Annotated in this window: 9 protein-coding genes; 5 read left to right on the top strand and 4 right to left on the bottom strand. The window is 71.1% G+C overall.

Features of this window, described 5'->3' with window-relative positions; genetic code table 11:
• Window positions 1-84 precede the first annotated feature (84 nt).
• Both ACLQ26_RS23360 and ACLQ26_RS23355 read right to left on the bottom strand, forming a co-directional pair.
• A complete protein-coding gene (locus ACLQ26_RS23360) occupies window positions 85-4,353 on the bottom strand; it encodes an FtsK/SpoIIIE domain-containing protein (RefSeq protein ID WP_425746453.1) in 4,269 nt (1,422 codons plus the stop codon).
• Window positions 4,350-6,026 (bottom strand): protein kinase domain-containing protein, encoded by a 1,677-nt coding sequence (locus ACLQ26_RS23355; protein WP_425746452.1) that lies wholly within the window; start codon window positions 6,024-6,026, stop codon window positions 4,350-4,352. The genes ACLQ26_RS23360 and ACLQ26_RS23355 overlap by 4 nt, the downstream gene beginning before the upstream one ends.
• A 172-nt stretch (window positions 6,027-6,198) precedes the next feature.
• Here ACLQ26_RS23355 and ACLQ26_RS23350 point away from each other — a divergent pair, with 172 nt between their 5' ends.
• The 4 genes from ACLQ26_RS23350 to ACLQ26_RS23335 are packed head-to-tail and all read left to right on the top strand — an operon-like array spanning window position 6,199 to window position 8,358.
• Window positions 6,199-6,510: a hypothetical protein gene (locus ACLQ26_RS23350; RefSeq protein WP_425746451.1), complete on the top strand. Its 312-nt coding sequence runs from the start codon at window positions 6,199-6,201 to the stop codon at window positions 6,508-6,510.
• Entirely contained in the window at window positions 6,503-6,799 is a 297-nt protein-coding gene (locus tag ACLQ26_RS23345) for a WXG100 family type VII secretion target (RefSeq protein WP_425746450.1), read from the top strand. Before ACLQ26_RS23350 ends, ACLQ26_RS23345 begins: the two co-directional genes overlap by 8 nt.
• A gap of 12 nt (window positions 6,800-6,811) precedes the next feature.
• Complete coding sequence (locus ACLQ26_RS23340) at window positions 6,812-7,969, top strand: hypothetical protein (RefSeq protein WP_425746449.1); 1,158 nt, start codon at window positions 6,812-6,814, stop codon at window positions 7,967-7,969.
• Window positions 7,966-8,358, top strand: a complete 393-nt coding sequence (locus ACLQ26_RS23335; RefSeq protein WP_425746448.1) for a hypothetical protein — start codon at window positions 7,966-7,968, stop codon at window positions 8,356-8,358. The genes ACLQ26_RS23340 and ACLQ26_RS23335 overlap by 4 nt, the downstream gene beginning before the upstream one ends.
• 31 nt (window positions 8,359-8,389) lie before the next feature.
• Here the strand turns inward: ACLQ26_RS23335 and ACLQ26_RS23330 are convergent, their stop codons facing one another.
• Both ACLQ26_RS23330 and ACLQ26_RS23325 read right to left on the bottom strand, forming a co-directional pair.
• Complete coding sequence (locus ACLQ26_RS23330; RefSeq protein WP_425746447.1) at window positions 8,390-9,190, bottom strand: SAM-dependent methyltransferase; 801 nt, start codon at window positions 9,188-9,190, stop codon at window positions 8,390-8,392.
• A gap of 146 nt (window positions 9,191-9,336) precedes the next feature.
• Window positions 9,337-11,403 (bottom strand): cellulose binding domain-containing protein, encoded by a 2,067-nt coding sequence (locus ACLQ26_RS23325; protein ID WP_425746446.1) that lies wholly within the window; start codon window positions 11,401-11,403, stop codon window positions 9,337-9,339.
• 492 nt (window positions 11,404-11,895) lie between these two features.
• Between ACLQ26_RS23325 and ACLQ26_RS23320 the strand changes: the two genes are divergently transcribed.
• A complete protein-coding gene (locus tag ACLQ26_RS23320; protein ID WP_425746445.1) occupies window positions 11,896-13,263 on the top strand; it encodes an extracellular catalytic domain type 1 short-chain-length polyhydroxyalkanoate depolymerase in 1,368 nt (455 codons plus the stop codon).
• Window positions 13,264-13,588: the final 325 nt, after the last annotated feature.

Genomic DNA, 13,588 nt, shown 5'->3' with positions numbered 1-13,588 from the left:
GAAGCCCATGCGACGCTGAACAGCGCGAGGACGGCGGCCGCGATCCCGCTCGCGGCTTCGTCACGCCACCGAGGGAGCTGCGGCTCAGCCCGGTGCGGCCACCTGCATCAGTACCGGGCTACGACCGGTGGAGAGGTAGCCGCGCCCGGGCGGGCCGGTGAGGTACTGGTCGGGTTCCAGGGTGATGGTGTGGGCCACCGCCGTCATCCGGCTGCTCGGGGCCAGCACGAGTCGTGTCCCGGTCAGCATGACGGCGTTGACCAGGCGGGTGAGCGGGCTGGGGAAACCGGTCAACAGGGGTGTGGCGTCGGCGGTGACGATCAGGGCCCGCCGGCCGCGCGCCGCCGGATGGACGATGTCGTCGAGCAGCGTGGGGCTGCTCGCGAAGCCCTGCTCGGTGGGCAGCACGTTGATGCGGTCGACGTCGTCGACGACCACCGCGTACCGCTCGTCGCCGAACGCCGCGACGGCCTCGCGCAGGTCGGTGTCCCTGATCGCGGCGCCAGTGAGGATCCGAAGCCCGGGGTCGTCGGGGAGCATCCCCGGCAGCGAAGACTGCGGCGGCGCGACGGCGAGCACGGCGATGCCGCGTCGGCGCAGCGCGTGTGCCACCGTGGCGGCCGCCGTCGTGCGGCCGGTCCCACCGGTCCCGGAGATCAGCATCAGGTGTGGGCCGGCCTCGAACAGGTCGACGCCGACGGCTGTGGTGTCGGGTCCACCGACTCCCAGCGGTATCCACGTCGACCGGCCCCGGTCCGCAGCAGGGGTGTCGAGCGCGGCGAGGTCGATCCGGGACGGCAGGGCCGGGAACCGCCGGGGCAGCCGGTGCGCGGGCGTGTCGGGTGACGCGGTGGCGAGGTCCGTGACCGACCGGGTCGGTAGGCACATCTGCACGTGTCGTCCGCTGCCGGCGTCGACGGCCCTGCCGGGGAGGGCGGGTGGACTGGCCATGCCGCTCTGCAAATGCGCCCGCCGGGTCTCCTCCTTGGGGAACGGCAGGAGCAGCCGCCGGTTGTAGAGGGTCGGTAGCCGGTGGTTAAGCATGTCCTGGCCGCCGATCGGCACGACGTGCACCCCGAGTGGCGTACCCGCGCTGATGACGCCGCGCAGGGTCGCGACCAGGGACGTCTCGACGAAGGCCGGGTCGCCGTGGTCCTCGAAGTGTTCCCAGCCGTCGATGACGACCACGATGTGCGGCCGCGCTCCGTCCGGTGAGGGCGCGGTGCCGGTGCGGCGCTGGACCTCCTCGTCGAGCCAGGTGACCAGGCGACGGATCCGGTCGGGTTCCGCGGGCGAGAAGACCCCGCCGCAGTGCGGCAACGCCGCGTACTCGGCCAGGCCCGCCGGGTGCCGTTCCACGACGTACAGGTGGGCCTGGTCGGGGCGGAACCGGCCGACCAGGCCGGTGATCAGGGTCCGGGCGAAGGTCGTCCGGCCGGACTGCGGACCGCCGGCGACGAGGAGCCGGTCGACCCCGGCGAGGTCGAGGAAGTCCGCAGGCTGCGCCTGGCGTACCGGGTCGTCGGCGAGGCCGAAGGGTACGGCGGTCGTCGGCGCGGCGGCGGTCCACCGGGACGGAAGCTCGTCGACCGTCAGCGTGGCCGGCAGCGGGGGCAGCACCGGTCGGAAGGGCGCCGTCAACCCGGAGCGACCCGCGGCGTCCTCGATCGCCGCGATGGCGAGTTCCTGGTCGGTGGGACCGCCGCCGGCCGTCGGCGCGACAGTGGGTCGTGGGGCGCCGAGGTCCGTCGGGCTCAGGACCCGGACCAGGGCCGGGGCTGCACCGCCAGCGGGCGGCGGGTCGCCGAGATAGCCGGACTGGAACGGTTGCGGGACGCGACTCTCGGCCGTGGTGCACAGGATCATGCCGCGCCCGCGCAGCGCGCCGGGGATGCTTGCGGCGTCCGCCACGCCGAGCACCTCGGTGCTGTCGGCGGGCTCGTTCTGTCGCAGGCTGATCCGCAGGGACACGTTGTTCTTCAACTCCGGCGACAGCTTGCCCTGCAACGACTGCGTGGCCAGCACGAGGTGCATGCCGAGCGAGCGGCCCTTCGCGGCGACGTTCACCAACTCCCTGACGAAGTCCGGAGAGGCGTCCAGCACGCGGCCGAACTCGTCGAAGATGAGCACCAGTCGGGGCAGCGGCGGCAGGTCGGCACCGCCCTGACGCCTCTGCCAGTACCTGTCGATCTCCCCGTCGTAGCGGGCCAGCAGGGACTCGCGCCGGCTCACCTCCGCCCGGATCGAGGCGAGGACCCGGGCCGCCGCCGCCTCGTCGAACACGTCGGCGGGAGTTTCGCCTGTGGAACGGATGAGGGCGACGACGTGTGGGCAGTGTTCGAAGGGCAGGAAGGCGCTGCCACCCTTGAAGTCGACGAGCACCAGGTTGAGCTCGTCCGGCCGGTTGGCCAGCAGCAACGACGTGACCAGGGTTTGCAGCAGGATGCTCTTACCGGCCCCCGTCGCACCGCCCAGCATGGTGTGCGGACCCTGGCCGGCGAGGTCGACCGACACCGGCCCGGTCGCGTCCGCGCCGAGCACGACACGGGTACGCGGGCCCCGACCCCTCTCCCACAACGCCAGCACGTCGGCGGCGCTGGGCGTACCGAGGTCGAGGAGGTCGAGCAGCCGCACCGCGCGCGGGATGGCGTTCTGGGCCGCCCCGAGGGTCGCGCGGTCCCGCATCGGCGCCAACGCCCGCGCCAGCCGCTCGGCGGTCGTCGCATCGATCCGGTCGGCGTCGACTGTCACCGCCTGGCCGTCCGGGCTGCCGGTGAGCCGCGCCGAGCCCCCCGACGTCTCGATCAGCCCCCGGCACTCGTTCATGCTGTGCCGGTCCGCGCAGATCAGGTACACCCCGACCGCCGGCCCGTCCCGCAGCACCTCGTCCATCCCGGGCAGGTCACGCAGCGCCAGCGCGCCGTCGAGGACGACGACCACCTCCGCGAACCGCTGCGGGTCGCGCTCGGCACGCCGGGACGCGACGAGAGTACGCAGCTCGCGGACGCGCTCGGTGCGAGTGGCGGCGGTGTTGCCGATGCGACACGAGTAGGGCGCGGTGTCGCCCGCGTCGACGTGCGGCAGCCATCGCGCCCAGGCCAGGGCGCCCACCTCGGCGGTGCTGAGCAGCACCATCCGCAGATCGTCGGGGCCGCGCAGGGTGGTCAGTTGCAGCAACAGCCACCGCAGGACGTCGCGGACCGCCTCGTCCGGGCCGGTCACGCCGAGCACACCGACGGCGCCCAGGTCCACGCTGATCGGAACGGCCGACAGGTTCGGGGGGCGGAACTCCGGCCAGGGCTCGCCACGTACCGTCACCGACGCCGGCTGATCGGCGGTGCCGACACGCAACGCCAGCGCCTGCGGTGACCCGGCGCGGCGGGTCCACAGACCGGATCGCACACCACCGGCGATGTCGACGATCTCGGCGGGGCCCGGCGCGAGCGCCCGGCGTACCCTCTGCTCGGCCTTGACCTGGGCGGCGATGGTCGATTCGACGGCCTTCTTCGCCTTGGTGAACTCGGCCTCGCGCTCGGCGTCCTGCTTCTCCTGCGCGGACTGGTTGATCAGGAAGCCGACGAGCGAGGCCGCCATGCCGGCCAGCAGGAGCGGCTGGTGAGTGAGAACGGCGGCCCCCACGAATATCCCGGCGGCCGCGAGGGTCCCCGCCGCCGCCGGGCCTCGGGCGACAGTCGATCGCAGCGGCAAAGTCACCTCGATGGCGGGGATCACCGGGACGCGGGCGAAGGCGCGGTCGAAGTCGACCCGAGCATCAGGGGCCCGCACGAGCCGTCGCGCCCCGGCCGGCAGGGGCGTCCACCGCAGCTCGTCGCCGCCGATCTCGACGACGCTTGTCGACGAAACGGGGATCGTGTGGGTGACCGGGGCGGCGTCGACCATCGTGCCGTTGCTCGATCCGCCGTCGGTGATGGTGGCCGTGCCGTCCGGCGACACCTCCAGCAGGGCGTGCGTCCGGCGGGACACGTCCGTGTCCCGCAGCGGCAGCGCCGCGGAGGAACTGCGCGCTATCGGGTGGGCGCCGGGCCGCAGCGCGACGGCCAGGCCCGCGTCCGGCCCATCCACCACTTCCAGTACGCCCACCGCTCCGTCGGTGACGAGGCGACCGGCCGGGCCGGGACCGCCCACGCTGAGCACGGAGCCGGCCAGCAGAGGGCTGTCGGCCAGGCACGCAGCCGGGTCCAGCGCGAGGGCCCCGACGAAACAGCGACGGCCGGTGGCCGGAATGGGAAGCGCGGCCAGCAGGGATCGCACGCTCGTGGTCGGCGACGCGGTGATCTCGACGTCGTGCGTGACCCCTGTGTCGATGTCCCGAACGGCGATCCGGAGGATCACGGCCGGACTATCAGATAGATGTGCCCGCCGAGGATGAGAGCGACCATGACCGCACCCCACGGCACGGCCAGGTGCCGCCGGGGGCCGAACGGTTGGAAATATCGGGCTGACCACTCCGCCATCTCGGGGACCGGGCCGACGATCTCGACCTGGTCGGGGACGACCGCCCGCAGTCTCTCCACAAGTTTGGCCGGGCTGATGCCGATGTCACCGACGATCCACATCGGGCCGCCCTCTTCATGCTCTTCGCGCAGCCCGGCGGTCCACCGGCGTGCTAGCGAGGTGAATCGCGTGCCCGTCGGGTACCCGATGCCGAGTCGGGAGCGATCGCTCGACTGTTCGTCGGCTGGCCCGACCGTGATGCTGGCGATCTGCTTCCACTGCATCACCGCCGGCTTGCCGCGTGCGCCCGCCATCCGAAGAGAGCGAGCATCGAGACGGAGCGTGCCGGACCACGGCTCGATGACGGTTGGCAGCGCCCCCAACAGCAACGCCACCATCATTCCTAGATACGGCAGCTCCAGCCAGCTGGGAGCACCCGGTGCGAGCGCAACGGGAAGGCACACGGCAGTCGCCCAGATGAAGAGGCCGAGCATGGCCAGCCGACCCTTGGTGTTGGTCTTTCGGAGCCCCGCCGGCAGCACCACCTGCAAGCTCATCGCCGGCGCGGTGGTCGCCGACGTCCGTGGCCCCGGGGCGCTCTTTCGCTGGCGAGGTGGTGCCGATCGGTCCGAATGCAAGGTCGTGGCCCGCCGCTCCCAGGAGTCGCCGACGGGTGCGGCGTCACCGTCGCCGCTGTGCTGTTCGTGTGCGGCAGCGACGTCCGGCCGGCCCGTGGCGCTGGCGCCGAGTGGAACGTCGAGGAGATCACGGGCCTTCTCGACGGTGAGCCGTTGTGCCACGTCCCGGGTGAGCAGGCCGGTGATCACCGTGGTCAACGGCTCCCCGCACCGGACGGCGGGAATGTCGTCGTAGAGGATGGCGTGCAGGGTGGCCGCGGTGGACCCACGCTCGAACGGCAGCTCGCCGCTGACGGCCTGGGCGAGGGTCACCCCCGCCGACCAGAGGTCGGCGGCGGGCGTGGGGTCGCTGCCGTGGAACAACTCCGGCGCGAGATACCCGGTGGAGCCCATCATGCCGTGCCGGGTCAGGCGGGCGTCACCCGCCGCCTGCGCGATGCCGAAGTCGAGCAGCTTCACCCCTCCGCCGGGAAGCACCATGATGTTGCCGGGCTTGACGTCGCGATGCACCACCCCGACCGAGTGCGCGGCCTTCAGCGCGTCCAGCATGCGTACGGCGATCGCCGTCACCCGGGCCGGCGGCAACGGCCCCTCCCGGTCGAGGAGGTCGGCCAGCGTGGGGGCGTCCACCAGCTCCGTCACGATGTAGACGGCCTCGTCGTCGCCTCTCGCCGGCACAAGGTCGTAGATCGCCACGACCGCCGGATGGTTGATCCGCCCAGCGGTGCGTGCCTCCCGCAGCGCCCGCTCACCGAACAGCCGCCGTTCCTCGCCGGCGAGACCGAGCGGGGCACGGACCTCCTTGACCGCGACGACCCGGCCGATCAGCTCGTCGGTCGCCCGCCAAACCACACCCATGCCACCCTGACCGAGCACGGTCTCCAACCGGTAGCGCCCCGCGACGAGCCGCTGCCCCGGCTGGGAATCTGGCACCCTCGCGCTCCTTGCGATCGACCACTACAGTCGGTGCGTACGATACTCCGTCCGGTCGCGGGTCGGCGTCCGTCCACAGCAGACCGGATGCGCTGCGTGAGCCGGTCGCCAGTGGTCCGCGAGGCCGACTCCGATCGTACGAGGCGGCGGCTTCCGGAGGGGTCACGAGGCGATGGCAACCGGGTTCGGTTTTGATCGGGACGCGGTCGTCGAGGCCGCCCGGCAGTTGACGAACGTACGCTCGGAACTGGAGTCGAGCGGGCAGCAGACCTCACGTCTCGCGCCGACCGGCTCGAACGAGGTCGACGTGGCGCTCCAGGATTTCACCACGGCGGCGACGCGGCACCAGACCAGCCTGGTGGCCGCCGTGGCGGCGGCCACGGCCCGGCTCGACGGTGTCGTCGCGGGTCACGCCCAGCTCGACAGCTCGCTCGGCAGTCAGTTGCCGACCAACCAACCCTCGAAGGGAAAGACTCATGAGTGACGTCAGCGTCGGCTACGAGGGTCTCCAGTCGGCGGCCCGGAACCTGACCACCGGGCAGGAGGAGATGACCCAGAAGCTGACCGCCCTGAAGTCGATGATCGACCAACTGGTCAACAGCGAGTTCCGCACCCAACTGGCCTCGGGTCGTTTCCAGGACTCCTACCAGCAGTGGACCACCGGCGCCCAGAACATGATCGGTGGCTTGGAGGGCATGTCGTCCTTCCTGGTCGGGGTCGTCCGCGAGCACCAGGAGCTCGACGCCAGGCTGGCCGGGGGCATCAACGGCTGAGCACCGGCCGACATGGATGACTGGCAGGTCCTCGACCTCTACGACGGCGATCCGACCCCAGGTGATCCGGCCTCGATCCAGGCGATGGCGGCCGATCTCCAGCGTCGGGCCGAGGCGGCCCGCAGGCACCACACCCGACTGCGACCCATCGCGGCGAACAGCGGCGCGCTGGCCCTCCGGGGCGACTTCGCCGCGACCGTGGACCGCGAACTCGCACAACTCCCCGACGAGGCGAAAGCCCTGGCCGACGCCTACCTGGCCGGCGCACAGGCGCTGTCCGCCTTCGCCAACGAGCTGGCGCGCGCCCAGACGCAATCCCGGGCCGCGTTGCGCCTCGCGACGGCCGCCGACAGTCAGTACCGCAACCTGCTCGGTCAGTTCTGCGGTCTGACCGGGCAGCGCACCTACGGGCCGGGCGTCTGGCGAGGGCTCAATGAGTCGTACGCGGCGGGGCAACGTGAGCCGGTCTTCACCATGGCCGTCCGTATCGGCCAGGCCGCTCGGTTGTGTGAGGCGGAACGCGAGCAGGCTTGGACCTCCGCACTTCAGGCGAAGGCCCTCTATCAGGCGGCCGAGGCGCGGTGCGCCAACGCGCTCCGCGCCGCGATATTGTTGCCCATTGACGCGATGGGAAAACGTCGCGACTGGAAAGACCCGAAGACTCGGACGAGCCCTCCGGAACGGCGACCGGATTCCCACCTACCTGCCGGTGACCCCGTCTACCATACGGATCACTCTACCGGGATCGGCTATGACCCCATGACCATGCGAAATCTAGACAAGATACGCCCGCTCGACGGATGTCATGACGTCGTCGTGCACGGCACCGACAAGGGATACTTCGTACCGGGCATAATCGATGCGGCCGGCGAGCACCGGGATGGCAATTTCACGAACGCGGCGCAAATCGCCGCCGCCATCAGGGGAAACCCCGCCTATCGCGGGCAGCCCGTCCGGCTTGTCTCCTGTTACTCCGGCACCCTCGCATCGGGAGTCGACGCGGTGCCACTTGGCCGACAGATCGCCGACGAGCTTGGAGTCAGAGTGTGGGCTCCGACAACAAGGGTGGGCACCCGCAAGTGGGTTTCGGGGACTCAGGATCCACTGCTCGACGGCAACGGCGAATGGAAGGTCTTCGACGTCCCCGGCAGGTCGGGGGACAAGCGATGAAGACGGTGGGTTTCTTCCGAGAGCTGGGGCCCGAGCCCGTCACCGTCTACGCGGAAAGCATCGAGGCTCACCTCGCTCCCGAGCCCTTGCCGGACTCCGCGAAGGTGGCAGAGTACCTACGACACGGGCATGGGCTAATCGACGTCATGGGTGCCGAGCTGGATGTCCTAGGCAGCGGCCAACACCTCGTCGGCGGGGCGTCCGTGTTGACGGACGGTGAGTGGCTGTGGCGCGACGACCTCCGGTTTTACGTGACCAACTACCGCCTGCAGCTGCCACACGGGTTCCTCGACCACGTCCGGCACAACCACTACCAGGTGCCGGAGATCTCCGACCAAGCCCTTCAGGGCGCGGGAGAGGAAGCGGTCCGTCTCCTCGGCTATCACTGACGGGCGGTGCCCGCCACGGCCTTCGGTGCCCCTACGGTTTGCGGGCGACGCCGCTGTAGCCGGTGCGGGCGACGTCCGCGTCGACGGTGGCCGGCGGCTCGGGGTACGGCCACATGTTGACGAGCCCGGGTGGCTCAAGAACGAAGTCACCGAAGAACCGGGTGACGTCCGCGTGGCCGCGGGGCACGAACGGGCTGTTGGCGCGCTCGTAGATCGCGGAGATCCGCCCCATCAGCTCGGGGTCCGCGTCGGTGCTGGCGTGGGACAGCGCGAGGTAGCTGCCGGGGGCGAGGGCGTCGCGGTAGGCCGCCACGATCCGCTGCGGGGCCTGCTCGTCGGGCACCAGGTGCAGCACGAACATCATCAGCACCGCGACCGGGCTGCCGAAGTCGATGGCGTCGGCGACCTCCGGGTGGCCGAGCACCTGCTCGGGTCGGCACAGATCGGCCTGCACGACAGACACCGACGGCGAGTTGGCGAGCAGGGCACGCCCGTGGGCGCAGACCACCGGGTCGTTGTCGACGTAGACGACACGCACCTCGGGGTCGATGCGGTGCGCGATCTCGTGCACGTTGTCGCCGGTGGGCAGCCCGGAGCCGAGATCCAGGATCTGTCGGACGCCCTTCTCCTCGACGAGGTGGCGCACCGTTCGCGCGATCAGGTCGCGGCCCTGCCGGGCGGCCTCGGGCATCCACGGCGCGACCTGCAACACCATCTCGGCCGCAGCGCGGTCGGCCGCGAAGTTGTCCTTGCCGCCCAGGTAGTAGTCGAACATCCTCGCCGCGTTGGGCCGGTCGGTCTGGAGACCGACCTCGGATTCCGCCTGCGTCACGACGACCACCTCTCCCCCGCCGTTCCCGCAGCATAACGTCCACGATGGTCGGTCGACTGCCCCACCGGTCGCCGACCCGACCACTGTCACGCTCCGCAGGCCGGGTGACCGGCCGGCCCGGCGAACGGGCCGGCCGGACCAGGGTGTCAGCCGGTCGCGCAGACGGTGCCGTTGAGGGTGAACGCGGTGGGCAACACGTTCGGCCCGCTGTACGCGCCGACGAAGCCGGCGCTCACGCTGGTCCCGGCGGCGATCTGCCGGTTGTCGTCGGTCGGGGTGACCCGCACGGCCGCGCCGACCTGCTCCCACGTGGCGCTCCAGCCACTGCTCACCTGCTGCCAGCCGGTGGGCCAGGTCCAGGTGAGCGTCCAGCCGCCGATCGGGTGCGTCCCGTTGTTGGTGATCTCGACGCCGCCGATGTAGCCGTTGCCCCAGTCGTTGGCGGCGGTGAAGCGGACGGTGCACGCGCTGGTCGCCGGGCTGACGGTGGCGAACGTCAACGGCGGTGAGGCCCAGGACACCCGGCCGGCCGTGTCACGGGCCAGCACGTTGACCGTGTACCTGCTGCCCGGCACCAGGTTGCCGACAGTGAACGACGACGCCGTCGTCTCGCCGAGCTGCTCGCTGACCGCGCCGTTCTGCCGGTACACCTCGTATTTGGCGATCGGGCTGCTGCCGGCGGTGGCCGCCGGCCAGGTGATCGTCGCGGCCCGGTCGGTGACGCCGCTGGCGGTGGGCTGGCCGGGCGCCGTCGGCCGCCCGGCGGTCGCGCCGGCCGGGCGCAGCACGAGCGTCGTCAACGAGTACGGCGGCAGCGTCCGGTTGGTCGCCGAGCCGGACTGGCTGGTGGCGATACCCGTCGCGCCGTTGGTGAGGGTGGACACCGTCGGCGCGGCTGTCGACGGCGTGAACCCGGCGTAGTCGATGGCGACGTCGTGGGCCGCGCCTGGATCCTTGTTGACCAGCAGCACGGCCAGGTCGCCGTTGGCGCGGCGTACGGCGTGCGCGCTGACCAGCGGCTCGTCGGTGCCGGCGCGCACGAACTGGTCGCCGGTCTGCGCGAACAGCTTCATCATGCCCAGCGCGTGATACGGCGCGAACGGCGTGTTCAACGGCGGCTCGCACACCGAGCCGTCAGCCGTGCAGCCGCCGCTGGACAGCATGCCGAAGTCTCCGTAGTCGGTCTGGCCCGCCACCTCGCTCACGGTGCCGATGCCGTTGTGCACGTTCCACCACTGGGCGGTGAAGACACCGTTCTCCAGCAGCCCGCTGTAGGCGTCGGCCAGGAACAGCGCCCCGGGCTGGGTGTTCTGGCCGGCGCCGACGTTCAGCTCGGTGAAGCTGATGCCGATCCGGTCGGCGTTCGGGCCCGCGTACCGGCTGAGCTGCTGCCGGAGCAGGTAGGTCGCGTCGGGGAGCTGGTTGGTGCGGGTCAGCGACTCCGCGGCGGTGCCACCCGGGTACCAGTGCACGTCCACGAAATCGATCTTCGGACCGGCGAGGGAGAGCACGGTCTGGTTCCAGGAGCCCGGGTCGCTGCCGGCGGTGATCCCGTCCGGCCAGTTGCCCGGCATCGTGAGCACCGCGCCCACCTTGACGCTCGGGTCGACCGCCTTCATAGCGTCGGCGTACTCGACGACAAGCCGCGCGTACTGGCTGGCGCTCTTGTCCGGGTGGTCGTCCGCCTCCCACGCCGACCCGTAGAGCCCGTTGCCGTAGTTCTCGTTTCCGATGGTCCAGTACTTCGCGCCGTACCCCTTTGTCACGTTGGCGTAGCGCACCCAGTCGGCGGCCTCGGCCGGCGTACCGGTGCCGTAGTTCGCGATGATCATCGGTTGGGCGCCGACCCGGCGGACCCCGGCCATGAAGGTGTCGAAGTCGGTGTTCGGCGCGACGTACCCGCCGGGCGCGGTGTGGTCCTTCCAGTGGTAGATGTCGGCGTACGAGCCGCCGGGGTAGCGCATCATCTGCACGCCGGCGTCGCGCAGCAGGTCCGACGTCTCGGTGGTGCCCAGGTTCTGGTCCCAGATGGCGTGGTTGACACCCAACGCGGTGTCGGGCACCGTCGCCAGGCCGGCGCGGGCGTTCACGGTCACGGCGACGGCGGCGGGGTCGACCGCCGCCAGCGCCGTCGGGGGGTGGATGCCGGGGAGTGCGGTCGCGGCGAGCAGCACGGCCGCAAGGAGTGCCGCACGGCGAATCGGGATGTGCATGGCTGGGTTCCTTCGGATGAACGACGGTGAGTCGCCCAGCCGGCAGGGTGCGGCGCGGCAGCGGCGGACTCGTGGACGGACAGGCCCCGGCGTCCCGTCGTTCGTGCCCCGTGCCCCGTCCCCCGGGATCCGTGGTCCGGTCCCGGCTGCCCAGTGGACGGGCGTCAGCCCCGCGCGCGGCAGGTCATCGACGGCCAAGAATGGCACGGCCGAATCGCTGATCTCAAGAGGACCCGCCGCCCACGCCTGAACCGACGTCATACGTTACGTCTTGACGAACAGCATGTTATCGCTCACAGTCGATGCGAGGCGATCAGCGTCCACGGCTCGCCGGGAGAGCCCGCGCTGGTCAGGACGCCCTTCGGCGGGCGGACGTCGCAACCGGACCGGTCAGCGGCCGCGGGTTACGCGCGGCAGGTGTTCCGCGCCCGGGCCTCCTTTTGACGGGCACCCCACCCCACCACCGCTGCACTCACTGTAAAGGAACCGCCGATGAGAACAAGGCTCGCGCTGCTGGCCGCCGGGTTGGCGACGGCTCTGGCCACCATGACGGCCGTGGTCACGCTCGCCACCCCGGCGTCGGCCGCCACGCTCACCCAGGTGAGCAACTTCGGCACCAACCCGACGAACCTGCAGATGCACCTGTACGTGCCGGACCGGGTCGCGGCCCGCCCGGCGCTGCTGCTCGCACTGCACTACTGCACAGGCAGCGGCCCGGCCGTCCACAGCGGTTTCGGCCTCAGCTCCCTGGCCGACCGCTACGGCTTCATCGTGATCTACCCGTCGGTGACCCGCAGCAGCAAGTGCTGGGACGTCTCCTCCCCGCAGGCCCTGCGCCGCGACGGCGGCAGCGACCCCGTCGGCCTGAAGTCCATGCTCGACTACGTCCGCGGCCGCTACCCTGTCGACTCGACCCGGATCGCCGTGGGTGGCTTCTCCTCGGGCGCCATGATGACAAACGTCATGCTCGGCCTCTACCCGGACGTGTTCAACGCCGGCTTCAGCTCCTCCGGGGTCCCGTTCGGCTGCTTCGCCACCACCAACGGCGCGGAGTGGAACAGCGAATGCTCCGGCGGACGCATCACCAAGACCCCCCAGCAGTGGGGTGACCTGGTCCGCAACGCCTACCCCGGCTACACCGGCGCCCGTCCTCGCGTCCAGATCTGGCACGGCACCACGGACACCACACTGAGCTACGTCAACTTCGGCGAGCAGATCAAGCAGTGGACCAACGTGCAGGGCGTCTCCCAGACCCCCAGCTCCACCGACTACCCCCAGACCAGCGCCACCCGCACCCGCTACGGAGGTACCGGCCCCACCGCCCCGGTCGAGGCGATCAGCTTCCAGGGCTACGGCCACTCGATCCCGTTCGACGCCGCCCAGGCCATCCGCTTCCTCGGCTTCGACACCACCACCAATCCCACCACCCCGCCGCCGACCACCGCGCCACCGACCACCCCGCCGCCGGGCGGCACGGCCGCGCCGCTGCGCAACGTCAACGCCGGCAGGTGCCTGGACGTCCCGTCCAGGTCGCAGACGAACGGCACCCAGGTGGCGTTGTGGGACTGCAACGGCGGCACCAACCAGCAATGGACGTCGACCGCCAGCAGGCAACTCCAGGTGTACGGCACCAAATGCCTGGACGCCGAGGGCGCCGGGACATCCTCGGGCACCCGGGTGATCATCTGGGACTGCAACGGTGGCACCAACCAGCAATGGAACCTCGGATCCGACGGCACGGTCACCGGAGTCCAATCCGGTCTGTGTCTCGCACCGAACGCCTCCGGCACCGCCAACGGCAGCCAGGTGGTCCTCTCGACCTGCAACGGCGGCGCCAGCCAACGGTGGACCAGAAGCTGATGCGGTAACCCGATCGGCGCTGCGGCCCGGCCCGGGATCCTTCCCGAGCCGGGCCGCGTGGTCCCGGCGCACTCCGCGGCGCACACCGCCCGACAGATCCTGGACACACCACCGCTGCCCACGCCGACCTACGCCCGAGAACGACATGGTGGTCAAGTAGACCCTGTTCCGGCTGCTGGACGAGTTCCTCGAATTGCGCGATGAGTACGACGGCCTGCCTCGCATTTGCGTGCGTACCAGCAGTGGCGCGCCGCGCGGACCGACAACGGGTCCACGGCCTCCCGGCAGCTCGCCCGTCCGATGGTGCCTGCAGTGCGTAGTCCGG

The organism is Micromonospora sp. DT43, assembly GCF_049841645.1.
GTDB lineage: Bacteria > Actinomycetota > Actinomycetes > Mycobacteriales > Micromonosporaceae > Micromonospora.
Note: the sequence above shows the minus strand (reverse complement) of the source record. Positions and strands in the feature narration are given on the sequence as shown.

What these genes read in the sequence shown, in the direction of transcription:
- ACLQ26_RS23350 (WP_425746451.1), top strand. Translation starts at nt 6,199, where the DNA reads ATGGCAACCGGGTTCGGTTTTGATCGGGACGCGGTCGTCGAGGCCGCC.
- ACLQ26_RS23345 (WP_425746450.1), top strand. Translation starts at nt 6,503, where the DNA reads ATGAGTGACGTCAGCGTCGGCTACGAGGGTCTCCAGTCGGCGGCCCGG.
- ACLQ26_RS23340 (WP_425746449.1), top strand. Translation starts at nt 6,812, where the DNA reads ATGGATGACTGGCAGGTCCTCGACCTCTACGACGGCGATCCGACCCCA.
- ACLQ26_RS23335 (WP_425746448.1), top strand. Translation starts at nt 7,966, where the DNA reads ATGAAGACGGTGGGTTTCTTCCGAGAGCTGGGGCCCGAGCCCGTCACC.
- ACLQ26_RS23325 (WP_425746446.1), bottom strand. Translation starts at nt 11,403, where the DNA reads ATGCACATCCCGATTCGCCGTGCGGCACTCCTTGCGGCCGTGCTGCTC.
- ACLQ26_RS23320 (WP_425746445.1), top strand. Translation starts at nt 11,896, where the DNA reads ATGAGAACAAGGCTCGCGCTGCTGGCCGCCGGGTTGGCGACGGCTCTG.